Source organism: Marinobacter fuscus, assembly GCF_003007675.1.
GTDB classification, from domain to species: Bacteria; Pseudomonadota; Gammaproteobacteria; order Pseudomonadales; family Oleiphilaceae; genus Marinobacter; species Marinobacter fuscus.
Genome location: NZ_PXNP01000009.1, coordinates 318,021 through 342,401, shown reverse-complemented (window position 1 = coordinate 342,401; position 24,381 = coordinate 318,021). Strand labels below are relative to the sequence as shown.

Here is a 24,381-nt window from a genome sequence, read left to right as displayed (position 1 = left end):
TTGTCCGGCATTTCGAAGTGAAAGCCAGATGCTTGTTTATTCAGATCAATTAAAAGAACGTGAGGCCCACCTGGAACAGCTTTTCCACTTCCCGGATCCGGGTTTTGTCTACCAGGAACAGAATCAGGTGGTCGTCCGGCTGCACGCGAAGGTGGTCATGGGCGATCAGCACTTCGTTGTGGCGTACGATGGCACCGATGGTGGTGCCGGGCGGCAGTTTGATTTCATCCAGCCGTTTGCCGACGACCTTCGAGGAACGGTGGTCGCCGTGGGCAATGGCCTCGATGGCTTCGGCGGCACCCCGGCGCAGGGCGTGTACGTTCACCACGTCGCCCCGGCGTACGTGGGTCAGCAGGCTGCCGATGGTGGTCTGCTGGGGCGAAATGGCCACGTCGATGTCGCCGCCCTGGATCAGATCCACGTAATCCGGGTTGTTGATCAGGGTGAACACCCGGCGGGCACCCAGGCGCTTGGCCAGCATGGAGGCCATGATGTTGGCGTCGTCGTCGTTGGTGACGGCGCAGAACACATCGGTGTTCTCGATGTTTTCTTCCAGCAGGATGTCCTTGTTGGTGGCGCTGCCTTCAAGCACCACGCTCTTGCGTAGCCGCTCGGAGAGCATCACACAGCGTTCATGATCCCGCTCCAGTATTTTCACCTGATACCGGTCTTCCAGGGTGTTGGCCAGCCGGTAGCCGATGTTGCCGCCGCCGCAAATGAAGATGCGTTTGTAAGGTTTTTCCAGTGGCTGGAGTTCGCTCATTACCGAGCGGATGTGGTCGGAGGCGGCAATGAAAAACACCTCGTCGCCGTCTTCGATCACGGTGTCGCCCTGGGGCATGATCGCCCGGTCCTTGCGGAAGATGGCGGCAACCCGGGTTTCGATCTTGGGCATGTGAGTTCGCAGGTACGACAGTTCCTGGCCCACCAGTGGCCCGCCTTCGATGGCCTGGATGGCCACCAGCCGGGTCAGGCCCTTGGAGAACTCCAGCACCTGCAGGGCGCCCGGGTATTCGATCAGCCGGGTGATGTGCTGGGTCACCAGGTGTTCCGGGCTGATCAGCACGTCAATGGGAAAGCCCCGCAGGCTGTCCAGGTCTTTCACCGTGTCGCGGTTGTAGAACAGTGCGGGCTTTGCCAGGTACGCCCCGGCCCGCACCCGGCAGATAGTGGTGGGCGTTTTGTACAGCAGTTTGCTGACCTGGCAGGCCACCATGTTGGTTTCGTCGCTGTTGGTAACGGCGATCACCATCTCGGCGTCTTCGGCGCCCGCCTGGCGAAGCACCGTGGGGTAAGAGGCACGGCCGTGCATGGTGCGGATGTCGAGGCGATCCTGCAGTTCCCGCAGGCGGGCGCTGTCGTTGTCCACCACGGTGATGTCATTGGCCTCGTTAGCGAGGTTTTCGGCCAGGGTGCCACCCACCTGGCCGGCACCGAGAATCAGGATTTTCATGTTCGGGGTTTCTCCAGAACGGCGTAGAAGAAGCCATCATGGCTGTCCGGGTCTGGTAACAGTTGGCGCCCGGTGGTCATGTCCCGGCCCCAGTCGGCGCTAATCGGGACTAATGTGGCGGTATCCTGCTGTTTCAGGAAACGCTGGATAATGCGGTGGTTTTCCTGCGGAAACACCGAGCAGGTGGCGTACACCAGGCGCCCGCCCGGCTGCAGTATCTCCCACATGGCCTGCAGAAGGCCTAGCTGGATGCCTGCCAGGGGCACGATGTCGGACTCCCTGCGTAGCAGTTTGATGTCCGGGTGGCGGCGAATCACCCCGGTGGCGCTGCAGGGCACATCCAGCAGAATGCGGTCGAAGCGTTCGCCGTTCCACCAGCTGGCGGTGTCGGCGGCATCGGCCTCGGTCAGGGTGGCATGCAGATCTAGCCGATCCAGGTTTTCCTGCACCCGGGGCAGGCGTTCGGCAGACTCATCAATGGCGACGACTTCCGCCAGCCCGTTGCAGGCCTCCAGAATCGCGCAGGTTTTGCCGCCCGGGGCGGCGCAGGCATCGAGTACCCGCTGCCCCGCCTGCAAGTCCAGTAACTGGGTACACAGCTGGGCGGCTTCGTCCTGAACACTCACGGCACCGTCGTCGAACCAGGGCAGGCGATCTACCGGCACCGGCTGCTCCAGTTGTATGCCGTGGCGGGCAAAACGGGTGGCTTTGGCGCCAATGCCTGCTTCATCCAGCAGTTTCAGGTACTGGTCGCGGTCAAACCGCAGGGCGTTGACCCGCAGCGTCATCGGCGCCTGCAGGTTGTTGGCGGCGAGTATGGCCTGCCAGTCGTCGGGCCAGTTGTGGCGTAATTTTTCCACCATCCAGTCCGGATGGCTGAAGCGGCTGCTGATGGCTTCTAGCTCCGGAGCGCCTTCCCTTTCCGCCGCCCGCAGTACGCCGTTCACTAGCCCGGTCAGGTGGGGCTTGGACAGCGCCCGACAGGCTTCCACGGTTTCGTTGAGCACGGCGTAGGTGGCTTGTTCGCTGAACCGGAGCTGGAACAGCGCCACCAGCATCAGGTGGTGTACCACCCGGTCGGATTTGCGCAGTGGTTTGTTCAGCCGGTGATGGAGTTCACCGTCGAGCCGATGGAACCAGCGGCAGCTGCCATAGCACAGGGCCTGCAGCTGGGGCCGCTGCTCCGGAGCCAACTGGTTCAGCGCCGGGGGCAGGCACTGGTTCAGAGACTGGCCGTTTTCTACGGATAACAGAACCCGGGCCGCCAGGGCGCGAATGGGCAGAGCTTGAGCCATGGTCAGTGCAACTCCTGGCCGGGCAGGAGTACCTGCTTGCCGCCGTTGATCAGATCGTTGATGCTTTGCGCCTTGCTGCCGGGCAGCTGTATCCGGGTGACCCGCAGGGTGCCTTCACCGCAGGCGATATCAATACCGTCTCGCTCCCGGCTCAGGACCGTACCGGGGGCTTTTCCAGAATCGCCAGCCATGGCCTGTGCCTGGTGAATGCGCACCCGCTGGGTACCCAGGTCGGTGTAGGTGCCAGGCCAGGGATTGAAGGCGCGGATCAGCCGGGCGATGGCCTCGGCGCTTTGCTGCCAGTCGATATGGCCTTCGTCTTTGCTGAGTTTGTGGGCGTAGTTGGCGTTTGCGTTGTTCTGGGCCTCACCGGCTAACCGGTTGTCGGCCAGCAGTGCCAGCGCTTCAACAATAGCCTTGCCGCCAAGCTCTGCCAGCCGGTCGTGCAGGCTGCCGCCGGTGTCGTCCGGCAGAATAGGCGTGGCAGACTTCAGCAGCATGTCGCCGGTATCCAGGCCCTCATCCATCTGCATGATGGTGATGCCGGTTTCCGCATCGCCCGCGGCAATGGCCCGCTGGATAGGTGCTGCGCCACGCCAGCGAGGCAGCAGAGAGGCGTGGATGTTCAAGCAGCCCTGCACCGGAATTTCCAACACGGCTTTTGGCAGGATCAGGCCATAGGCGGCGACAATCATCACATCGGGTTTCAGCACTGCCAGTTGCTGCCGGGCGTCCTCGGCTCTCAGGGACTCCGGCTGGTACACCGGCAGGCCTGCTTCCAGGGCTACCTGCTTGACCGGGCTAGGTTGTAGCTTGCGGCCGCGACCGGCGGGGCGGTCAGGCTGAGAGTAGACTCCGATAACCTGATGGCCAGCATCCAGCAGGGCTTTCAGGGCGGTGGCGGCAAAATCCGGTGTTCCGGCAAAGACGATGCGCACGTTGGCTGTTTCTCTGTATTGTTTAGACGAAAAAACCGGGTCGAAACCCGGTCCTTGAATCTTTGGCTGCTGGCTCAGGCACCGTCAGGCGCTTTGCTTGTGCAGTTTTTCCAGCTTCTTGCGAATGCGATTGCGCTTGAGCTGGCTCAGGTAATCCACAAACAGCTTGCCGTTCAGGTGATCCATCTCGTGCTGGATGCACACGGCCAGCAGGCCTTCGGCTTCGAGCGTGAACTCCTCGCCGTTGCGATCCCGGGCCGTAATCCGGCAGTGTTCGATGCGTTTTACGTCTTCATAGAAGCCGGGTACCGACAGGCAGCCTTCCTGCATGGCTTCCAGGTCGCCGTCCAGGATTTCCAGCGACGGGTTAATAAACACCCGGGGTTCGGATCTGTCTTCGGACAGATCCATCACAATAACCTGCTGGTGTACGTCTATCTGGCTGGCGGCCAGGCCAATACCGTTGGCATCGTACATGGTCTCGAACATATCGTCGATCAGTGTCCGGATCTCGTCGGTGACTTCTTCCACCGGCTTGGCGATGGTGCGAAGGCGCGGGTCCGGGTATTCAAGAATCTCTCGTATCATAGCGCTCGTGCTTCTGGCCTGTGTGTCTTTGGCGGTCTGCGCCCGGCAGCCCGGCTTCAGTTCGTTAGTTTACCATTTGTAACGCTCTGAAACCGTCGTCGGAAATGCGACAGCGTACTGCGCATTTTTTCTTCGGCTACCTATTATGGCAGCGACAGACCCGATTGTTTGGACAGTAACGGATGCCGGAGTTCCCCGTTGGAGACCGCAAAACCTGCCGATTACCGTTATTATCCACGAATTCGGCGATTGAGTACAAACTGATCAGCCAATGGGCAGGTTTTTCCGGCCAAAAGCCGATGCGGCCTGCAGAAACCACTGGAAGAACAAAAGATAACATCACAAATTCCCGGACATCTTCTATAGTAACGGGAATGGCAACGTAATATCCTGCGGTCAGACTGCGGCGAGATTACCGAACGCAAAGATTCAAGGCACGCGATCAAGGACATACACGATGAGGAAATTGTTGTACGCTCTGGCAGCTTCGGCGCTGCTGTTTACCTCTTGGGCTCAGGCGCAACCGGAGTTGAGGACTGATCACCCTGAGCGTTACACCGTCGTAAAGGGGGATACACTCTGGGACATTTCCGGGCGTTTTCTGAACAAACCCTGGTACTGGCCGGAGATCTGGCACGTGAACCCGCAGGTTGCCAACCCTCATCTGATCTACCCGGGCGACAAGCTCGCGCTGGTCTACATTGACGGTAAGCCTCGGGTGACCAAAGTGTCCTCCAACGATATCGTCAAGCTGTCGCCGAAAGTGCGCTCCGAGGCAATCGATACGCCCATTCCTGCCATTCCGCTGGATGCCATTGCCAGCTTCCTGACCGACACCCGCATTGTAACGCCAGACGACATTAACGGCGCTCCCTATGTGCTTGAGGGTGCCGATGGCCGGATCATTACCGGCGCTGGCGATCGTATCTATGCCCGCGGTACCAAGCCTGCTGACCGCGTGGGTATCTTCCGTCGCAGCCAGGAGTTTGTCGATCCGGATACCGGTGAGTTTCTCGGCCTGGAGGCCCGCAGCATAGCGCGCGGCAACATCAATGCCGAAAACGGAGACGTTCTGACGGTGGGCATTACCCGCTCCAACGAGGAAGTCCGCATTGGTGACCGTCTTCTGGTCAGCGAAGACCGCCGCCTGACCACCAGCTTCGTGCCCAGCTCGCCTGATGAAGAGATTGAAGGCAAGATGATTTCCGTCGACGGCGGTGTCAGCCAGATTGGCCAGTATAACGTGGTGGCCATCAACCGGGGCGAACGTGAAGGCCTGAAAGCGGGCAATGTGCTGGCGGTATTGAAAGCTGGCAACATGGTGCGCGATCCGATCACCGGCGAGACGATCGAGCTGCCGTCTGAGCGTGCCGGCTTGCTGATGGTGTTCCAGGCCTACGAAAAGATGAGCTACGGCCTGGTATTGCAGGCCACGCGCCCACTATCGGTGGGTGACAAGGTGGCCAACCCCTGATAACCGGTTGACTCTGGTTTCGGGTTTACTCTGTCAATGAATGGCCGGGCGGGATTGCCCGGCCATTGTTGTTTTCAAGGAAGAGAACATGTCTCAATCCCCCTGTTTGAAGGCACCGTCCGGGCAATGGCTGGTGCTGTCTCTACTGCCTAAATTCGGAATTCCCCTGCGCGAGCGGCTACTGGATTCGGTTGATTCGCTGGCCGACATTCTGTCAATGAACCCTGCCACTCTGACCGCCATGGGGTTGACCCCTGCGGCCATCGAGGCCATTTGCGCCTGGCAGCGCTCGGACGTCGACAACCCGGTGATTGCCCGTGCCCTGTCTGTTCTCGAGCAGTGCCGGGGCCATGGCATCGGGTTGCTGGGTCAGGGGGAGTCAGGGTTTCCGGAGTGTCTGCGGCATATTCACGATGCGCCCCTGCTGCTGTATACCCTTGGCGATACCCGGCTGCTGCAACGTGATCAGCTGGGTGTGGTGGGCAGCCGGAATGCGACCCGGGCGGGGCTGGATCATGCCCGGAGCTTTGCCGCCGAGCTCAGCCGCCGGGGCCTGCTGATCACCAGCGGGCTGGCCCTGGGTATCGATGGCGCGGCCCATGCCGGTGCACTGGATGCCGGGGCGCCCACCCTGGCGGTGGTGGGCTGTGGTCTGGACAGGCTGTACCCGGCACAGCATCGGCCTCTGGCCCACCGTATTATCGAACAGGGGTTGATTGTGTCTGAATACCCGCCGGGTACCCAGGCGCGCGCCGCCTATTTTCCTCAGCGCAATCGCATTATCAGTGGCCTCAGCCGGGGTGTGCTGGTGGTGGAGGCCAGCCTGAAGAGTGGCTCGCTGATTACCGCCAGAACCGCGCTGGAGCAAGGGCGGGAGGTATTTGCCATTCCCGGCTCGGTACATAGCCCGGTGGCTCGTGGTTGCCATCAGCTGATTCGTCAGGGCGCCCGCCTGGTGGAAACCGCCGACGATGTGCTGGAAGAGCTGGGAACCTGGTGGTCCATGACCGACGGCCTGAGTGCCCCGCCGGAGGCATCGGATACCGGCAGGGATACCCGGGCCCTGGATGCACGGGAAATCGCGGTATACGAGGCTTTGGGGTATGATCCCCAGTCTACCGATGCACTGGGCCTGGCCACGGGTTTACCCGCCGATCAGTTGATGCAGTCGCTGTTGATTCTGGAACTGGAGGGCTTTGCCCATCCCTGCCCCGGCGGCTATCAGCGCACGGCTTAGAGCATTGCCGATGTTCCGCAGACAGGTCGCAAAGTCGTTATGGCGAAACCCTCTAATCCAAGTTTTCTGCAGTTGGCGCTGGCCCGGCAAACCGTGCTGTCCGGGGGCGTTATTGCCTACCCCACAGAAGCCGTGTGGGGGCTGGGCTGTGATCCCTGGAATCATGAGGCGGTTGAACAGATTCTGCAGCTGAAACAGCGGCCGGTGGAAAAGGGTGTGATCCTGGTGGCCGGGTCGGTAGCGCAGATCCGCTTTTTGCTCGATCCGCTGCCCGAGGATTTGCAGCAGCAGGCCCTGAAACACTGGCCGGGGCCTGTTACCTGCCTGTTGCCGGATGTGAACCGGCAGATTCCCGAGTGGGTGCGGGGCAAGCACTCCTCCATTGCGGTCAGGGTCAGTGACCACCCGGTGGTTCGGGCGCTGTGCCATGCCACGGCCATGCCGCTGGTGAGCACATCGTGTAATCCTGCAGGCAGACAGCCCGCCCGAGCTATCTGGCAGGTGCGGCGCTATTTTGGTGATCAGGTGGATCGGGTTGTGCCTGGCGCCCTGGGGCAGAATCGCAAGCCCAGCCGAATTATTGATATTGTTACCGGACAACAGTTTCGTTAGGAGTCGTCATGTCGCAACAGCCGGATACCCGAGCGGTCAAGGAATACCTCATTGGCCTTCAGGAACGCATTTGCCAGAGACTGGAGGCGGTGGATGGCCAGGCCTCGTTCATCCGGGACAGTTGGGACAGGCCGGAAGGCGGTGGTGGCATCAGCCGGGTGATCTCTGAAGGTGATGTTATCGAAAAAGGCGGGGTGAACTTTTCCCATGTGATGGGCGCCACTATGCCGCCGTCGGCCACGGCTCACCGCCCTCACCTGGCGGGCGCACCCTGGCAGGCCATGGGCGTGTCGCTGGTGATTCATCCGGAAAACCCTTACGTACCGACGTCCCATGCGAATGTGCGGTTCTTTATTGCCACGCCGGAAAACGCTGAGCCGGTGTACTGGTTTGGTGGTGGCTACGATCTCACCCCTTATTACGGTTTCGATGAGGACTGCGTGCATTGGCACCAAACGGCCCGCAACGCCTGCCAGCCCTTTGGCGATTCAGTGTACGGGGATTACAAACGCTGGTGCGACGACTACTTTTACCTGAAGCACCGGCAGGAGCCCCGAGGCGTGGGCGGCCTGTTCTTCGACGACTACAACACCGGGGATTTCGACAGGGATTTTGCCTTCATGCAGGCGGTGGGTGACAGCTACATCGAAGCCTATGAGCCGATTGTGCAGCGCCGGAAGGCCCAACCCTGGGGCGAGCGGGAGCGGGAATTCCAGCTTTACCGCCGGGGCCGCTATGTGGAATTCAACCTGGTGTACGACCGGGGCACCCTGTTTGGCTTGCAGTCTGGCGGGCGCACCGAATCTATTCTGATGTCCCTGCCGCCACTGGTTCGCTGGGACTACGACCGGCAGCCGGAACCGGGCAGCGAGGAAGCACGTTTGACGGATTATTTCCTGACCGGCCGAAACTGGCTGGAGGGCCATGATGAGTAACGATCTGTACGCGGTGGTGGGGCACCCGATCAGCCACAGTAAATCACCCCGGATTCACAGCTTGTTTGCCCGGCAGACCGGAGAACCGGTGGAATACACCGCCATTCAGGCGCCGCTTGATGATTTTACCGGCACTGTTCACGAGTTTTTTAATCGTGGCGGCAAGGGGCTGAACGTAACGGTACCCTTTAAAGAGCAGGCCTGGACGCTGGCAGACCGCCGCACCCCCCGGGCAGAGTTGGCCGGGGCCGCCAATACCCTTTTCCGGGATCAAGAAGATCGATTGGTGGCCGATAATACAGATGGTATCGGGCTTGTTCGGGATTTGCGTGATAACCAGGGTGTTGCGATTGCCGGTGCGCGGGTTCTGGTGCTGGGCGCGGGCGGTGCCGTGCGTGGTGTGCTGGGGCCCTTGCTGGAAGAGCAGCCCGCCAGCCTGGTGATTGCCAACCGCACGCCAGCCAGGGCAGAGGCTCTGGCCCGGCTGTTTGGCCGTCATCACAGCAATATCCCTGTAACCGCCTGTGGTTTTGAGCAGGTAACCGGAAGTTTTGATCTGGTCATCAATGGCACCAGCGCCAGCCTGCAGGGCGATCTGCCGCCCGTTCCGGCCGCCGTGGTTACCGCTGATACGGTGATCTACGACATGATGTATTCTTTGCAGACCACCACGTTCAACCAGTGGGCGCTGGATCAGGGCGCGGTGCGGGTGTTTGATGGTCTGGGCATGCTGGTGGAGCAGGCGGCGGAAGCCTTTCGTGTGTGGCGGGGGGTTCAGCCAGACACCCCGGCTGTGGTTGACGAACTGAGAACAGACTGAGCCGGATTATTCAGGTGGATCGCCAAGAGACCAATAGGAAAGGATAGCCATGGACATTCTAACGCTTGTCGGATTGTTGGCAGGAACCCTGATCGTGATTCTTGCCATGCTGGCGAACGCATCGGCGCTGACATTTCTGAACCTGCCGGGCCTGGCCATCGTGCTGGGTGGCACCTTTGCGGTTACGTTGATCAAGTTCCGCATGCCGTCGGTGATCAGCGCCTTTCGCCTGGCCTTTCGTACCGTGTTCACCGATCGCCTGGCCCGGCCGGCAGAGCTGATTCGGGAAGTCGGTGTGCTGGCCCGCGTGGTCCGTAAAGAAGGCATTCTGGGGCTGGAAAATCACGACACCAGGGACGAGTTTCTGAAAAAAGCCATCAACCTCTGTGTCGACGGCCATCCGCCGGAACTGGTGGAGGAAGCGTTGTTACAGGACACCCAGCAGTCCGCCGAGCGTTACGAAGTGGCAGAACGGGTGTTCCGGGGTATTGGTGAATCCGCGCCCGCGATCGGCATGCTTGGTACCCTGGTGGGGCTGGTGCAGATGCTCAACACACTCGATGACCCTTCATCCATCGGGCCTGCTATGGCCGTTGCCCTTCTGACGACTCTTTACGGCGCCTTTATCGCTCAGCTGATGGCCCTGCCCCTGGCGGACAAGCTCCAGCTCAAGGCCGAGGATGACGCCCGCAACCAGATGCTGATCATTACTTCGATCAAGAGCATCATGCGCGGCGAAAACCCCCGGGTGATGACCGAACTGCTTTCGTCCTATGTATCGCCGGAACATCGCACCGGTCTTGAGCCTGAGCGGGAGGCCTGAGTGTGCTTCCGGTCCGGCCTGTAAAGAAAAAGCGCAGTAAGAACACCACCCCGGACTGGATTGTCACCTTTGCCGATCTTGCCACCCTGCTGCTGACCTTCTTTATCCTGTTGCTGTCGTTTGCCGAGATGGATATCGAGAAGTATCGCGCCATGGCCAACTCCATGGCACTGGCGTTCGGCTCCAGCAACGTGATAGCTGAAGACGTGGGCGGCTCTCCCCTGACTCTGGTGGAATCAGACACAGTTTCCTTGCCGGAGCCATCGGAGTCGCTGCAGGACCAGCCGGAGTTTATTGATGAGCGTACCGAGCGCTCCCAGACCCGGCAGATACCCGGCGGTGTTCTGGATCTGGCGGGCCGGCTGGTGCGGGAGCTGCAGGCCGAGGTCGCCTCCGAAGCCCTGCATATCAATTACGACGAAGACCAGGTGGTGATTCGCTTCTCCGAAGAAGCCACCTTCCGCTCCGGAGACGCCGAAATCAAACCGGAGATGATCCCGATTATCGAGCGGGTGGTGAATGTGCTGGCGGTGTGCTCCGGTGATGTGGTGGTGTCGGGCCACTCTGACGACCGGCCGATTTCCAGCAGTCGCTACCGTTCCAACTGGGATCTGTCGGCCGCCCGGGCGGTGTCAGTGGTGCATGAGCTGGTGCTGAACCGGGAGATTCCCGCTGAGCGGGTGGTTGCGGCAGGGCGGGCCGAAACCCGGCCCCTGGCCGATAACGACACACCAGCGAACCGGTCGATGAACCGCCGGGTGGAAATTGCCATCCGTAATCCGGAGTGTGATGACTCTGTACCTACCTCGGATTTGCCGGTGGACATTCTGCCCTGATAGCGGGCTGGGCTTATGCCGCTGGCATAGATGCTCATGCAGGATTCTTATAACCCTTGGGTCTTTCAAACGCTTATACTATGCGCTGATAATCAACGCAGCAGGAGAGGCAGCATGAGCGGACCGGACAAACCGAAAGTGATCGGTGAAGAGTGGAGTGATGACCGGGTTAGAAGTTACCTGAATCTCACCCCCTGGGATGCCTCGGTTAACCCGGATTATTTTGTGCTGGATCGGGCCTACGAGGCCATGCGGGCCGAGGATTTCGAGCGTTTTGTTGGCTTCTTTGTTGAAGCGGGCCGGGATCTGAATGCGGAGAATCCGCAAGGCCACACCATTCTGGATCGGATTTCACGCCACCGCCGGAGCCTGGATTACGCTCGGGCCCTGGAAGCCTCGGGTGCTGTAACAACGGCAGAGGCCGGGCAATGAGCCCGACCTCGCTTCGAGGGTAGACTGACGGTCTTGGCTTACTGGACGTCGACCTCTATGGCCTTGGGCTCTTTCGGCTCGGCTTTCTGAATGCTCAGCTTCAGAAGGCCGTCCTTAAAACTGGCTTTTACACCATTCTCATCGACATTGTCGGGCAGCGTGAAGCGGCGCAGAAAGCTGCCATAGAAGCGCTCGATACGGTGTAGCTTTTTGTCTTTGGTTTCCTCTTCACTCTTGCGCTCACCCTGAATGGTGAGCACACCGTCATGCACGGTTACTTTCACATCATCTTTAGTCATGCCCGGCAATTCGGCTTCGACGGTAAATGCTTCCGGTGTTTCTTTGATATCCACCGCCGGTGCCCAGTCACTGCGGCTAAATAGATCCTTGCCTTCCCTGTCACCGTTCGTCCGGGCCAGGCCGAGCATTCGGTTGTAGCGGTTCATCAGGTCATCGAACTCACTGATCGGATTCCAGCGTGTAATGTTGCTCATGGGAACTCCTCCTTTGACGATTACGAATCTGAGATTGTCATCAGCTTCGCTCGCGGAACAGCTCCGATCCGGGGGTGCCCCGGATGGACTCCGTGAACTTCTGCTACTCAGGAAAGTAGGTTCCGGTGGATATTTTTCAAGGGGGCCCTGATCAGAATTTGACCTGGATCAGGGGCTATGGGGAGGCAGTTTACGCGGACGGATTCAGGTATTCGTCTTTCAGCTTGACGTAGTTGGCGGCGGTATATTTAAAGAAGGATTTTTCTTTGTCGCTCAGGGCCCGCGCCTGCTTGCAGGGCGAGCCCACGTACAGGTAGCCGGATTCCAGCCGCTTGCCCGGAGGTACCAGGGTACCGGCCCCGATGATCACGTCGTCTTCCACCACGGCGCCGTCCATCACGGTGCAACCCATACCCACCAGCACCCGGCTGCCTATTGTGCAGCCATGCAGCAGGGCTTTGTGGCCGACGGTCACATCGTCTCCGATAATCAGCGGCCAGCCGCCGGGGTTGTAGTCGCTGGCGTGGGTGATGTGCAGTACCGAGCCATCCTGAATGCTGCAGCGGCTGCCAATGCGGATTTTGTGCATGTCGCCGCGGATCACGGTCATGGGCCATACCGAGCAGTCGTCGCCCATTTTCACATCGCCGATGACCACGGCGCTGTCGTCTACCCAGCTGCGTTCGCCGAATTCTGGTGTGATACCCTTGTGAGTTCGTACATTCGCCATTACATATACCTTTTGATCGCATTTACCCGAAGGTTGGGGGTGCGTGTGGGGACGGTCTTTCCAAAACCCTGCGGAGCCATGGATGGCGGAGCGGAGCGTACAGGGATGTCTTCACAGCGTGTTTTGGAAAGGCCTTCCCCACACGCGCCTTGCACCAACTATGAATACCGGGAAGCTACCCTAAACCTGAACAGCTGAGAAGGGGACCTATGAATAACCCGCTACTGACTGACGATCTGTTGCCGAAGTTCGGCCACATCCGTACCGAGCACATGGAAACGGCCATCGACCAGATTCTCAGCGAGAACCGGATGAAGATCCAGACGCTGGCCCAGCAGGACGACCCCACCTGGGACACGCTGGCGCAGCCCATGCAGGCGCTGGAAAACAAGCTGAGCAACGCCTGGTCGGTGATTTCCCACCTGAACGGGGTGATGAACAACGACGACTTGCGCAAGGTGTATAAAAACTGTCTGGAGAAGCTCACCGAATACAGCACCGAAGTCAGCCAGAACGGGGCGCTGTGCGAGGCCTACAAGAAGCTGGCCGCCCGTGACGATTTCCACAATCTGAGTGAACCCCAGCGCAAGTCCATCGAGAATATCCTGCGGGATTTCCGCCTGGGCGGTGTCGATCTGCCGGAGGACAAGAAAAAGCGTTACGCGGATCTGTCCCGGGAGCTGGCGGAGTTGTCTAACAAGTTCAGCGATAACGTGCTGGACGCCACCCAGCACTGGTACAAGCAGATTACCGATGTTGCAGAGCTGGCCGGACTGCCGGAAACGGCGATTGAAGGCGCCAGGCAGGCGGCCCGGCAGAAGGAACTTGAGGGCTATGTGATCACCCTGGATTTCCCCAGCTTCTATCCGGTAATGACCTACAGCGATAACCGCGAGCTGCGCCGGGAGGTGTACGAGGCGTTTGTGACCCGGGCGTCGGATCAGGGCCCGGATGCGGGCACCTGGGACAACACACCGGTGATGGCGGAGATTCTCAAGCGCAGGCACGATCTGGCCCAGCTGCTGGGTTTTGACAACTACGCCGAGCGTTCGCTGGCCACCAAGATGGCCCGCAGTGTCGATGAGGTGATGGCGTTTCTGAATCAGCTGGCGGCAAAGTCCAAGCCCCAGGCGGAGAAGGAATTTGCCGAGCTGAAGGCGTTTGTGAAAGCCGAACACGGCCTGGAGGATCTGCAGGCCTGGGATGTGGGTTATTACAGCGAAAAGCTGCGCCAGAAGCGCTATGACATTTCGCCGGAAACCCTGCGCCCCTGGTTCCCGGTGGACAAGGTGGTGCCGGGCCTGTTCCGGGTGGCCGAGAAGCTCTTTGATGTGCAGATCGAGGCGCACCCGGAGGTGGAAACCTGGCATGAGGACGCCAAGGCGTATTGTATCAGCCGGGGCGGCCAGCCGATTGCCTGGTTCTATCTGGATCTGTTTACCCGCCAGGGCAAGCGGGGCGGTGCCTGGATGGCGGACTGCCGGGTGCGCTGGCGCGACCAGCGCGGCAAGCTGCAGCTGCCGGTAGCCTTCCTGACCTGCAACTTCACACCGCCGGTGGATGGCAAGCCGTCGCTGCTGACCCACGATGAAGTGACCACCCTGTTCCACGAGTTCGGCCATGGCCTGCACCACATGCTGACCCAGGTGGAGGTGATGGATGTGTCTGGTATCAATGGCGTGGCCTGGGATGCGGTGGAGCTGCCCAGCCAGTTCCTGGAGAACTGGTGCTGGAACCCCGAATCGCTGGCGCTGATTGCCAGCCACCATGAAACTGGCGAGCCGTTGCCGGAAGATCTGTTGCAGAAGTTGCTGGCGGCGAAGAACTTCCAGTCGGGCATGGCGATGGTTCGGCAGTTGGAGTTTTCACTGTTCGATTTCCGTCTGCACGCAGAATTCACGGGCGAGGCGCCCACGAACCCGTTGGACATGCACCGCAAGGTGCGGGAAGACATTGCGGTGGTTCAGGCGCCGGAATTTAACCGCTTTCCCAATGCGTTTTCCCACATCTTTGCTGGTGGGTATGCAGCGGGCTACTACAGCTACAAGTGGGCAGAAGTGCTGGCAGCAGATGCTTTCTCATTGTTTGAGGAAAATGGCATTTTTGACCCGGAGACCGGCAAGGCCTTCCTGCACCACATCTTGGAAAAAGGCGGTTCGCAGGAGCCGATGGCGTTGTTCAAGGCGTTCCGGGGCCGGGAGCCGGAGGTGGATGCCTTGTTGAAGCAGACCGGCATCGCAGAAGAAGCGGCCTGAGCCAATCCATTCCGGTGGTTCTGCAGCCACCGGAGACTTTAATCTGGAGGTACGTTATGGCGACCCCAAAGCGTTTTATAGCCGGTGCGGTTTGTCCCCGTTGCGCGGAGATGGACAAGATTATGATGTTCACCGACGACAACGACGAGCAAATTCGTGAGTGTGTAGCTTGCGGTTTCACCGATGCCATATCGGATGCTGAGCAGCCTGAAAATCCTGAACTGGAGACTCGGGTTAATCAGCGTGATAACACTGATGATCACACGGTTAAGCAGGTTGTTTTCTTTAAGGCTGGGAGTGAGGACTAAAGACTTTAGCCTGCTGGTGTGGAGGTGTTCGAGGCCGCGGCGATATATTTTTCTTCTGGGAAAAAAAACTCCCCACGGCCTCAATATCAAATCATGAAATGAAGCACTGCCAAAGCTCTGCAATCTTCGTAGTGCCTCAAAAAGGCGATACCTGATAGGCGTCTTGAGCAGCCCCGCGCTATACATATTACACTTGAAAAGTGAGCATCTTTGCTTATATAACACTGGAGAGGCTCACACATTTTCTAATGTATGATTTTTTAGATAGAACCGTTATGCGCCAGGATTTCCTTTCAAAGATAGAGTTAGAGGAGATCGATACTTTAATTTTACAGCTTGGTTGCAAATGTAAAAGTTAAGGCCTTTTTCGCGATACTGATCTCGAACCTTTTTTAATATCTTTCTAACAAGCCGCTTCATTGGGCCGCGGTAAAGGTAGCCGCCCGGGCCAGCTACTAAACCTGTTGTTAATTCTGTCATAGCCTGATGGCAGAACAAGTTGCCCTTCAAGGCGCGAAGATATATCTCCATGGTTCGAATTGTTGGCTCTTTGTTTTCGAACTCTTTTATATCTGGATACATCTGTTTAAGTATGAATTGTAGGTTCTCAAGATCTTCTTGATCTAGCATGTGATATCCTTATTTTTTACTCGACTGGTTGAATTTTCATCAAGTAATTGGAAAAACTGCGGCGATCCATCGTTGCAGAAATCTCGACAATATCGCGGTTTTTGGGAATGATATAAGCCTTAAACTGGTTAGGCAGGTAGGGCTCTTCTTCAAGAAAAATTACAAGATCATCGCGCTTGAGTTGGCTAGCGCTTGAAAAGCCTGCGCTGATAGCTGACGCTATGTTGGATGGTGCTACATCAGTAACGTGATGTCCCTGCAAGAAGTTCTTCAACAGTGTGACAGTTGAAATCTCTTCACCACTCTCCAGTTCAATAATGTAATCGTCAGGGTCTAGTGAAGATGCTGACAGTGTCCCGTGCCCTGTTGGCCGGTTAACTTTGTCAATGTTCAGACCAAAGCCGAAAGACGTAATCGTTAAGTTGAACCAAGCAGGGGCAATCGGAAAAGACAAACCTTCAAACTGCACAGTCTCGATATGAGAGTGTGATGACATGGAAAAGGCCAGCAGTAGTAATAGCGTGAATATCCGTTTCATTGAACACTACATCCTTGAATGACAATCAACGTTGTTGAAAATAATTGGTTTAACGAGCGGGCGCAAGTTTTTGGTGGGTGAAATTCTTGTTATTGCCTAGCGGTAGCCGTTGTTTGTGTTTAGGTAGTGGGTTCTGATCGAAGTAAATGGTTCTTCCACCAGAAAGATCTAGCATGACCTTGCAGCCCCCAAAACCGGCAGGCTGCGTGAACAGAGGGTCAAACCCCGAGTCAGAGCACCATGGCTGCCAGCCAGCCGAAGGCAAGCAGTGGCAGGTTGTAGTGCAGGAAGGTGGGCACCACGGTGTCCCAGATGTGGTTGTGCTGGCCATCCACGTTCAGGCCCGCGGTTGGCCCGAGGGTGGAGTCAGACGCCGGTGAGCCCGCGTCACCCAGCGCACCAGCGGTACCCACCAGAGCGACAATCGCCAGCGGGCTGAAGCCCAGCTGCAGCGCCAGCGGCACATAGAGTGCGGCGATGATGGGAATGGTAGAGAAGGACGAGCCGATACCGATGGTAATCAGCAGGCCCACCGCGAGCATCAGCAACGCCGCCAGGGCTTTGTTGTCGCCGATGGCACCCACCGAGCTCTCCACCAGGCTGGCGATTTCGCCGGTTTCCCGCATCACCTCGGCAAAGCCGTTGGCGGCAATCATGATGAAGCCAATCATCGCCAGCATCTTCATGCCTTCGGTGAACAGGTCATCGGCCTCTTTCCACTTCACCACGCCGGACAGATTGAACAGCACAAAGCCCGCCAGGGCGCCCAGAATCATCGAGCCCAGCCAGAGCTGAACTACGAAGGCGACGACAATGGCGACCAGCGCCATGACCAGGGTTTTCGGGCTGTACTTCACATCCACCCGCTCGGTCTGTTCGATGCGCTTGAGGTCGTAGCCGCGGCCACCGCGATAGCTGAAAAACACCGCGATCAACAGGCCCACGAGCATGCCCAGTGCCGGCAGCGCCATTGCCGACATCACGCTCAGGCCCGATACGTCGACACCATTGTCGGTGACGTTGGCCAGCAGGATTTCCTTCAGATAAATACCGCCAAAGCCCACCGGCAGGAACATGTAGGGTGTGATCAGACCAAAGGTGAGCGCACAGGCCACCAGCCGCCGGTCCATGTGCAGTTTCGCCATCACATACAGCAGCGGCGGTACCACCAGCGGAATGAAGGCAATGTGAATCGGCAGAATGTTCTGGGACGACATGGCAATGGCCACCAGCAGACCAATGATCATGAACCGCAGGCCGTTGCTGGCGCCATCTTGTTGTTTGCCGACCATGGCCAGCGCTTTGTCCGCCAGGGCATGGGCCAGGCCGGATTTGCCGATGGCGACGGCAAAGGCACCCAGGGTGGCGTAAGACAGGGCGACGGTGGCACCTCCGCCCAGGCCGCTATTGAAGGCGTTAATGGTGGCTTCCAGGGACATCCCGGCAATCAGGCCGCCGGACACGGCTCCGATGATCAGGGCAACAACAACATGGATACGGCACAGGCTCAGTACGAGCATGACCAGTACCGCGGCTACAACGGCATTCATGGCTAACTCCGGTAGGTTTGGACTGCAGACCAGCGACTATTCAGCGCGCGGCCATCACGAAAAGGTCGGTAATGTGCAGGAAATGAACGCAGCAGTCAAAAGAGGTCGGGTTCTCACGGATTCTCGCTGAGCGGCATGAAGCGCGGAACCTGTTCGCCAGCAACGTCGACGGTTTCCCGGAACATGGCCAGTGGTCTTACCCAGAGGCTGTAGTCGCCGTACAGGCACCGGTACACCACCAGGGGTTCTTCGGTTTCGCTGTGATGGGCGACACCGATGACTTCGTAATCCTTACCTTTATAGTGGCGGTAGCGGCCGGGTTGTACCTTTTGTTTGCGTTCAGACATGCTGGTTACTCTGCGTGAGTCGGAGGAAGAACTTGCGGAAATGGCAGCCGTAGCCGGGATATCCGGCTACACTCGAAGTATCGGCAGTTGGCTGATCCGGGCCGGTTGCCAGTGCATAGTGTAGTTCAACTTGTCCCTGCCGGAAAATGAGAGACCGATGAACGGGCGCATATCCCGGTTTTTTTGCCTATTCTTTGTGGTACTGATGGCCACCCTGCCGCTTGTTGGCCATGGGGCTCCGGTTGCGTTCGAGTGGCGCACGGCAGCGGGGAGTGAGGATAATCTGAGCGCAATCCGGGCGGGTGCCGCTGAACCCTGGCAAACCGTGGCTGCGGGGGATGTTCTGAATCAGGGTTTCAGCGACCGTGCGTTTTGGCTGCGGGTAGCCGTTGCCCCGGATTCTGCCAACCGGATTCTGGAAGTTGGCTACCCTTTACTGGATGAAGTGTCGGTTTACTGGGAGCAGGCCGGAGAGATTGTCCAGTCTTACCAGACCGGTGATACCCTGCCTTTCAGCAGCCGGCCGATTATTCACCGCAATTTTGTTTTTCTGGTGCCCTCCCATACCGAGCCGCTGACCGCGTGGATTCGGGTGAAAACCGGCGGCTCGGTGCAGATTCCCGTTGCCATTACCCCGTCGGCACAGTTTCTGGCCAACGAACAGATTGCCTACGGCTGGCAGGCGATGTTCCTGGGCATTGTGGTAGCTCTGGCGTTCTATAATTTGATTCTGTACCTGATGGTTCGCCATCAGGCCTATCTCTGGTACGTTTTGGCGGTACTGTGCACGGGCGCGGTGCAACTCAATTTCAACGGCTTGCTGTTTCAGTGGCTCTGGCCCGATTCGCCTTCCATAAACCGGTACTTTACGGCACCTGCAGTTGGCCTGGCCTTGTCTACGGTTCTGTTGTTTATTATCCATTTCTTGTCGGTAAAGCGCTTTGCCCCGGCAGGCTATCGGGTGTTGCAGGGGTTGCTGGTAATCAGTCTGTTCAGCGTTGGCTATGGTTTTGTTGGCAGCTATCAGAGCGGTATTGTTCTGGTGAGCGCACTGGGCGCTGCGGTTACGCTGGCCGCCTGGGTAGTCGGGCTGGCGGTCTGGCGCAGTGGCCAGATTCTCGGGGGCTTTTATGTGCTGGCCTGGACACCCTTGCTGCTGGGGCACCTGGTGCTGGCGGTGAGCAAACTTGGCTGGATACCGCGAAGCCCCTGGACAGAGCTGGCACCCCAGGCCGGTGTGGCACTGGAGGTGATTCTGTTGTCCCTGGCGCTGGCCTATCGCATCAACATCGAGCGCAAGCGCAGGCTTGAGGCCCAGGAGCATTTGCTGGACGTACAGCGGCAGGCCAATCTCACGCTGGAAACCCGGGTTCGGGAGCGTACCGAGGAATTACAGCGGGCCAACGAACAGTTGCGGGCCATCAGTCTGACCGACGGCCTTACCCGGGTAGCGAACCGCAGGCAGTTTGACGAAAAACTGGAAGCCGAGTGGCACCGGGCTTTGCGGCACGGGCATAAATTGAGCCTGTTGATGATCGACATTGACCACTTCAAGGCGGTGAATGACGAGCGTGGCCACCTGGTGGGGGATGATTGCCTGGTGGCGCTGGCCTGGATTCTGAAAAACGGTACCCAGCGCTCCGGGGATCTGGTCGCCCGCTACGGTGGTGAGGAATTTGCGGTTCTCTTGCCCGCAACCGACCTGGCCGGTGCCCGGCGGGTGGCCGAGCAGATGCGCACGGCAGTGGCGGCGACACCGGTGAACAGCGGTGAGCAGGCGGCACCGGTTCACCTGACCATCAGCGTTGGCGTGGCCACTTTGGCACCGTCTGCCGACACCCATACCCAGGAGCTGGTGCGGCGGGCCGATGAGGCTTTGTATGCCGCCAAGGATGCGGGCCGTAACCGGGTTGAAGCCTGGCAGCCACAACCGGTGACGCCGAGGCCCTGAGCGGTGGCCCGGTTCAGCTTTTAAGCTTGTATCGGCCCGGGCCAAGAAACACCAGAGCCAGGGCATTGAACAGGAAGAAACCCTGCAGCTCCAATGCCCAGCCGCCGTTGCTGCTGAGGGCAAGAAGCTGGTGACCATGCACCAGGGCAATGGCAACGATCATGTTGAAGATGATGATCAGGGCGCCGATGCGGGTGTGGTAGCCCAGCAAAACCATCAGCGGGGCAATGATCTCGCCGATGTAAACGCCGTAGGCCAGTACCGTGGGCAGGTGGTGGCTGGCCAGCTGGCTTTCGATAAAACCGATGCCGTTGAACAGTTTTGCGATACCGTGAAACAGCAGCAGCCCCCCGAGAGTTACCCTGAGGATCAGCTTTCCGAGATCAGCATTGTCGAGCAAGATGGATACTCCTGTTGGTCAGGCCGGGTTTGAGCTGGCCCGGGTGAAACGGTGTGCGCGGGAGTTTATCAGACTTGGCGTGGCATGAGTTCCTGCCGGCGGGCGGCCAGTTCCCCGGCCACCCTTGCAAGGTCTCTGGCGGGATCCGGGCCGGTCTCTGGAAGTGTCAGCTTGTTGATAAGGTTCATTCCGTTTACAGCTGTCAGAAATAGCCGGACCCCAGGGAAAAGTGGATGTGATTGCGCTCAAGCAGGCTCTCCCAGTACTGGCGCATCCAGTCCCAGGCGCGATTATTCACCTGATCAATGAAGGGATCCAGATCGAGATTATAATAATCCGGCGTTCCGGCAATTTGCAGCACAGTGACGGTAATGGAATCGTCCAGTTCATTGGCGAAAGGTTCGCCAATCAGTTCGTGTGCCAGCAGGTTGGCCCGAGTGGCCTCCAGGTCGATCAACTCGCTGGCGCGGATCGACCGGTTGCTGTCGTGCATTTCTTCCATCAGCCGATGACACAGATAGGCCCGGATCAGCAAGCCGTCCAGGCCGTCAAACCGAACCAGTAATACCGAGGGCTGGGTAAAGTAGCGGATGGCCGCATCCAGAAAGGGTTGGAACAGGCGGCTGACACCGGCTTCCCGGGCACAGGCATCCACGCACTCTACTAGCCGGGGAGCCATTTCGATGTACTCCACAGCAAACTGGAAGAGCGAAGTGGCGGGTTGATAGCCGTCTACCACCACCGATTCCGGCAGGCGGGCACAGGTGCTCTTCAGCTGTTGCAGGAACGCGCCGGAGCGTGCCTCCTGACGCCGGGCCTGATCGATAATCTCAAGTACGATCTGTGGTGTCATTGCAGGAGTTGCCGGTGTTTTTAAAAATTGAGGACGCAAGGCGCCTCCTGTGTTGTCGGGGAAAAGCCGTGGCAGGCACAACGTGGCGGGCTACCGCAACCGGCCTGCCTTTTTTGACAAGTGTAGCCAAGATTTCCCCCTGTGCGGCCCGTGGTAATAATTTAATAAACACGGCCATTGCACAGGGTTCTGGCATCGCCGCCGGGATTACCGGAGAAACCACTTGCCATCCCTGGTGTAACGCCAGCACAACCAACCCATGCTGGCGGCCCGGGCCAACATCAGGCTGATCAGGGATAGCCAGAGCCCGTGGTTGCCCCACCCGGAGGTTAGCCACCACACCGGCAGGAACACGCACACGGCAGAAAACAGCATGGTGTTTTGCATTTCACGGGTGCGGGTGGCGCCAATAAACACGCCGTCGAACAGAAACCCCCACACGGCGGTAAAGGGCAGCAGGCAGAGCCAGGGCAGGTATTGCCAGGCGGTATGCCGGACTTCTTCGATCCCGGTCAGCAGGCTGATCAGCCAGTGGCCACCCAGCACAAAGCCAAGGGTCAGAATCAACGCACCCCAGATTGACCAGCGCAGAGCGCTGAAAAATACCTGTCGGAACCTGCGCTGGCTGTTCAGACCAACGGCTTCGCCGATCAAGGCTTCGGCGGCATTGGCAAAACCATCCAGAGCGTTGGAGATAATCAGCAGGAAGGTGATCAGCACCGCGTTTGCCGCCAGTACCACGTCACCCTGGCGCGCGCCCTGGGCGGTAAAAAAAGCCAGCGCCAGCAGCAGCGCAATGGTGCGCACCATGATATAGCGGTTTACCTGAAGAATGCGCAGGTAATCCGCCAGCCTGCCCAGAAGCTCCCGGGACAGCGCCTGGCCTGTGGGAACCCGGCGCAGCACAATCAGAACGCCGATGGCGGCAGCACTGTATTCGGCCATCACCGTGGCTATGGCCACGCCCCGGCTGTTCCAGCCCAGAACGGTAACAAACAACACGTCCAGAACGATGTTGATGCCATTGGCGACAATCAGCATCACCATCGGCCCTCGGGGAAACTGGGTGCCAATCAGCCAGCCCACCAGGGTGTACTGGCACAGCACCGCGGGTGCGCTCCAGATGCGAATGGCGGCATATTCAGCGGCCAGCCCGGTCACGTCCGGGCTGGGGTCCATCAACTGCAGCCCGATGGCAATCAGTGGCCGGTGGAACAGGATCAGCAACAGCCCGATGCCAACTGCCAGCAGCAGGGAGCGCAGCAGCAGGGCAGTCTGGGCGAAGCGATCCCGTTTGCCCCAGGCCTGGGCCGCCAGCCCGGTGGTGCCCATGCGCATAAAGCCGAAGGTCCAGTACAAAATGCTGAACAGGTTGGCGCCGATGGCCACGGCGCCCAGGTATTCCGGGCTGTCCAGATGGCCGAGTACGGCCGTGTCGACCAGGCCCAGCAGAGGCACGGTCAGATTGGTCAGCATCAAGGGCCAGGCCAGAACCCACAGCCGCCGGTCAATGGTGCTGAAATTCGGCCACATATTCTTAAACTCTCTCAAAACGGCGTTGTTATCCCATTTAGGTTTAATGCGTTTTTAGTCTTTTTTTGATCTGTGTCTATACTCGATTTTGATGTATCCGTAAGCAGGCTTTTACTCCGGGCCTCAGGGGCTTCGCGACCATACCCCCGGTTTTCCGGAGCGATAACGCAAAATCCGACAAGAATAACACTCTGTGGAGACACAGTATGCGTGCGTATGCCAAGCGGGCCACCGCCCTCGCTGCCGGTCTGTCGTCATCGTCTGTGGTCATGGCCGACTGGACCATGAACATGACGCCCGGGGTCACCGGCATCAGTAACCAGATTTTCAGCCTTCACATGACCATTCTCTGGATCTGCGTCGTGATCGGCGTGGTGGTGTTCGGAGTCATGTTCTGGTCGATCTTTGCTCACAGAAAGTCCAGGGGCCACAAGGCGGCCAACTTCCATGAGCACACCGTGATCGAGGTGATCTGGACCATCATCCCGTTCGCCATTCTGGTGGCCATGGCGATTCCCGCCACCGCCACCCTGATCGAGATGTACGACACCACCGAGTCGGATGTGGACATCAAAGTGACCGGGTACCAGTGGCGCTGGCAGTACGAATACATCAACGAAGACTTTGGTTACTTCTCCAGTCTTTCCACGCCCCGGGCGCAAATCGAGAACCGCCAGGCCAAGGGCGAAAATTACCTGCTGGAAGTAGACAACCCACTGGTTATTCCGGTGGGCAAGAAAGTGCGCTTCCTGCTGACCGCCAACGATGTCATTCACTCCTGGTGGGTGCCCGATTTCGGTGTGAAGAAAGACGCCATCCCCGGGTTCATCAATGAAACCTGGACCCGGGTCGACAAGCCCGGTACCTACCGCGGGCAGTGTACCGAGTTGTGCGGCAAAGACCATGGCTTCATGCCGGTGGTGGTGGAGGCTGTGCCCGAGGAAGAGTACAACGCCTGGGTGGCGTCGCAGCGTGAAGCGGCCGAAAAAGAGCGCCAGCTGACCCAGAAAGACTGGACGCTGGACGAGCTGATGGTGCGTGGCGAAAAAGCCTACCAGACCGCCTGTGCCAGCTGTCACCAGCCGGACGGCACGGGTATGCCGCCCGCATTCCCGGCGCTTAAGGGCAGCCCGATTGCTACCAGCGACATGGCCGCCCACATTGACATTGTGGTCAATGGCAAATCCGGTACCGCCATGCAGGCCTTTGGCGGCCAGTTGAGTGAAGTGGATCTGGCCGCGGTGATTACCTACGAGCGTAACGCCTGGGGCAATAACACCGGTGAGATGGTCACACCCAAGGAAATTTTTGATTACAAGAACCAGGGAAGCCAGTAACGGCTTTCGGGA

Annotated in this window: 25 protein-coding genes; 12 read left to right on the top strand and 13 right to left on the bottom strand. The window is 58.8% G+C overall.

The window, feature by feature from the left end; all coding sequences use genetic code 11:
* Positions 1-49 precede the first annotated feature (49 nt).
* The 4 genes from trkA to def form a co-directional block, all read right to left on the bottom strand.
* Positions 50-1,453, bottom strand: a complete 1,404-nt coding sequence (trkA, locus tag C7H09_RS02645) for a Trk system potassium transporter TrkA (protein WP_106761084.1) — start codon at positions 1,451-1,453, stop codon at positions 50-52.
* Complete coding sequence (gene rsmB / locus C7H09_RS02640) at positions 1,450-2,748, bottom strand: 16S rRNA (cytosine(967)-C(5))-methyltransferase RsmB (RefSeq protein WP_106761083.1); 1,299 nt, start codon at positions 2,746-2,748, stop codon at positions 1,450-1,452. Before rsmB ends, trkA begins: the two co-directional genes overlap by 4 nt.
* Before the next feature lie 2 nt (positions 2,749-2,750).
* On the bottom strand, positions 2,751-3,686 hold the full coding sequence (gene fmt, locus C7H09_RS02635) for a methionyl-tRNA formyltransferase (protein ID WP_106761082.1): 936 nt from the start codon (positions 3,684-3,686) through the stop codon (positions 2,751-2,753).
* Between the two features lie 84 nt (positions 3,687-3,770).
* Complete coding sequence (gene def / locus C7H09_RS02630) at positions 3,771-4,274, bottom strand: peptide deformylase (RefSeq protein ID WP_106761081.1); 504 nt, start codon at positions 4,272-4,274, stop codon at positions 3,771-3,773.
* A gap of 457 nt (positions 4,275-4,731) precedes the next feature.
* On the opposite strand from def, the gene C7H09_RS02625 reads away from it, so the two are divergent.
* The 8 genes from C7H09_RS02625 (at position 4,732) to C7H09_RS02590 (ending at position 11,443) form a co-directional block, all read left to right on the top strand.
* Positions 4,732-5,748, top strand: a complete 1,017-nt coding sequence (locus C7H09_RS02625) for a LysM peptidoglycan-binding domain-containing protein (RefSeq protein ID WP_106761080.1) — start codon at positions 4,732-4,734, stop codon at positions 5,746-5,748.
* Between the two features lie 88 nt (positions 5,749-5,836).
* On the top strand, positions 5,837-6,985 hold the full coding sequence (dprA, locus tag C7H09_RS02620) for a DNA-processing protein DprA (RefSeq protein ID WP_240616485.1): 1,149 nt from the start codon (positions 5,837-5,839) through the stop codon (positions 6,983-6,985).
* Between the two features lie 39 nt (positions 6,986-7,024).
* A complete protein-coding gene (gene tsaC / locus C7H09_RS02615; RefSeq protein ID WP_106761078.1) occupies positions 7,025-7,597 on the top strand; it encodes an L-threonylcarbamoyladenylate synthase type 1 TsaC in 573 nt (190 codons plus the stop codon).
* An 8-nt stretch (positions 7,598-7,605) separates the two neighbouring features.
* On the top strand, positions 7,606-8,532 hold the full coding sequence (hemF, locus tag C7H09_RS02610) for an oxygen-dependent coproporphyrinogen oxidase (protein ID WP_106761077.1): 927 nt from the start codon (positions 7,606-7,608) through the stop codon (positions 8,530-8,532).
* Positions 8,525-9,352 (top strand): shikimate dehydrogenase, encoded by an 828-nt coding sequence (aroE, locus tag C7H09_RS02605; RefSeq protein WP_106761076.1) that lies wholly within the window; start codon positions 8,525-8,527, stop codon positions 9,350-9,352. Before hemF ends, aroE begins: the two co-directional genes overlap by 8 nt.
* A gap of 49 nt (positions 9,353-9,401) precedes the next feature.
* Positions 9,402-10,175 carry a motility protein A gene (locus tag C7H09_RS02600; RefSeq protein WP_106761075.1) on the top strand — a complete coding sequence of 258 codons (774 nt, stop codon included), beginning with the start codon at positions 9,402-9,404 and terminating at the stop codon, positions 10,173-10,175.
* Between the two features lie 2 nt (positions 10,176-10,177).
* The gene (locus C7H09_RS02595) at positions 10,178-11,011 is read left to right on the top strand and encodes a flagellar motor protein MotB (protein ID WP_106761074.1); all 834 of its coding nucleotides are present in this window, start codon (positions 10,178-10,180) and stop codon (positions 11,009-11,011) included.
* Positions 11,012-11,125: 114 nt separating this feature from the next.
* Positions 11,126-11,443 (top strand): PA4642 family protein, encoded by a 318-nt coding sequence (locus C7H09_RS02590; RefSeq protein ID WP_106761073.1) that lies wholly within the window; start codon positions 11,126-11,128, stop codon positions 11,441-11,443.
* 38 nt (positions 11,444-11,481) lie between these two features.
* Here C7H09_RS02590 and C7H09_RS02585 read toward each other — a convergent pair whose 3' ends face one another.
* Positions 11,482-11,937 carry an Hsp20/alpha crystallin family protein gene (locus C7H09_RS02585; protein ID WP_106761072.1) on the bottom strand — a complete coding sequence of 152 codons (456 nt, stop codon included), beginning with the start codon at positions 11,935-11,937 and terminating at the stop codon, positions 11,482-11,484.
* 190 nt (positions 11,938-12,127) lie between these two features.
* Entirely contained in the window at positions 12,128-12,667 is a 540-nt protein-coding gene (locus C7H09_RS02580) for a gamma carbonic anhydrase family protein (RefSeq protein WP_106761071.1), read from the bottom strand.
* A gap of 209 nt (positions 12,668-12,876) precedes the next feature.
* Here C7H09_RS02580 and prlC point away from each other — a divergent pair, with 209 nt between their 5' ends.
* Both prlC and C7H09_RS02570 read left to right on the top strand, forming a co-directional pair.
* Positions 12,877-14,922 (top strand): oligopeptidase A, encoded by a 2,046-nt coding sequence (gene prlC / locus C7H09_RS02575; protein ID WP_106761070.1) that lies wholly within the window; start codon positions 12,877-12,879, stop codon positions 14,920-14,922.
* A gap of 56 nt (positions 14,923-14,978) precedes the next feature.
* Positions 14,979-15,230, top strand: coding sequence for a YheV family putative zinc ribbon protein (locus tag C7H09_RS02570; protein WP_106761069.1), 252 nt, complete (start codon positions 14,979-14,981; stop codon positions 15,228-15,230).
* Positions 15,231-15,503: 273 nt separating this feature from the next.
* Here the strand turns inward: C7H09_RS02570 and C7H09_RS02565 are convergent, their stop codons facing one another.
* The 4 genes from C7H09_RS02565 to C7H09_RS02550 all read right to left on the bottom strand — a co-directional run bounded on the left by C7H09_RS02565 (position 15,504) and on the right by C7H09_RS02550 (position 18,295).
* Positions 15,504-15,860 carry a hypothetical protein gene (locus C7H09_RS02565; RefSeq protein WP_106761068.1) on the bottom strand — a complete coding sequence of 119 codons (357 nt, stop codon included), beginning with the start codon at positions 15,858-15,860 and terminating at the stop codon, positions 15,504-15,506.
* A gap of 16 nt (positions 15,861-15,876) precedes the next feature.
* Entirely contained in the window at positions 15,877-16,398 is a 522-nt protein-coding gene (locus C7H09_RS02560; protein ID WP_106761067.1) for a hypothetical protein, read from the bottom strand.
* A 230-nt stretch (positions 16,399-16,628) separates the two neighbouring features.
* On the bottom strand, positions 16,629-17,948 hold the full coding sequence (locus C7H09_RS02555; protein WP_106761066.1) for a Na+/H+ antiporter family protein: 1,320 nt from the start codon (positions 17,946-17,948) through the stop codon (positions 16,629-16,631).
* Between the two features lie 113 nt (positions 17,949-18,061).
* On the bottom strand, positions 18,062-18,295 hold the full coding sequence (locus C7H09_RS02550; protein ID WP_106761065.1) for a DUF1653 domain-containing protein: 234 nt from the start codon (positions 18,293-18,295) through the stop codon (positions 18,062-18,064).
* Between the two features lie 157 nt (positions 18,296-18,452).
* Here C7H09_RS02550 and C7H09_RS02545 point away from each other — a divergent pair, with 157 nt between their 5' ends.
* Positions 18,453-20,246, top strand: a complete 1,794-nt coding sequence (locus tag C7H09_RS02545) for a sensor domain-containing diguanylate cyclase (protein ID WP_240616484.1) — start codon at positions 18,453-18,455, stop codon at positions 20,244-20,246.
* A gap of 13 nt (positions 20,247-20,259) precedes the next feature.
* On the opposite strand, the gene C7H09_RS02540 is transcribed toward C7H09_RS02545, so the two are convergent.
* From C7H09_RS02540 to C7H09_RS02530, 3 genes are all read right to left on the bottom strand, one after another.
* Positions 20,260-20,646 carry a DoxX family protein gene (locus C7H09_RS02540; RefSeq protein WP_106761064.1) on the bottom strand — a complete coding sequence of 129 codons (387 nt, stop codon included), beginning with the start codon at positions 20,644-20,646 and terminating at the stop codon, positions 20,260-20,262.
* 202 nt (positions 20,647-20,848) lie between these two features.
* A complete protein-coding gene (locus C7H09_RS02535; RefSeq protein ID WP_106761063.1) occupies positions 20,849-21,499 on the bottom strand; it encodes a hypothetical protein in 651 nt (216 codons plus the stop codon).
* A gap of 207 nt (positions 21,500-21,706) precedes the next feature.
* Positions 21,707-23,032 carry an MATE family efflux transporter gene (locus C7H09_RS02530; protein ID WP_106761062.1) on the bottom strand — a complete coding sequence of 442 codons (1,326 nt, stop codon included), beginning with the start codon at positions 23,030-23,032 and terminating at the stop codon, positions 21,707-21,709.
* 206 nt (positions 23,033-23,238) lie between these two features.
* Between C7H09_RS02530 and coxB the strand changes: the two genes are divergently transcribed.
* The gene (gene coxB, locus C7H09_RS02525) at positions 23,239-24,369 is read left to right on the top strand and encodes a cytochrome c oxidase subunit II (protein ID WP_106761061.1); all 1,131 of its coding nucleotides are present in this window, start codon (positions 23,239-23,241) and stop codon (positions 24,367-24,369) included.
* Positions 24,370-24,381 lie beyond the last annotated feature (12 nt).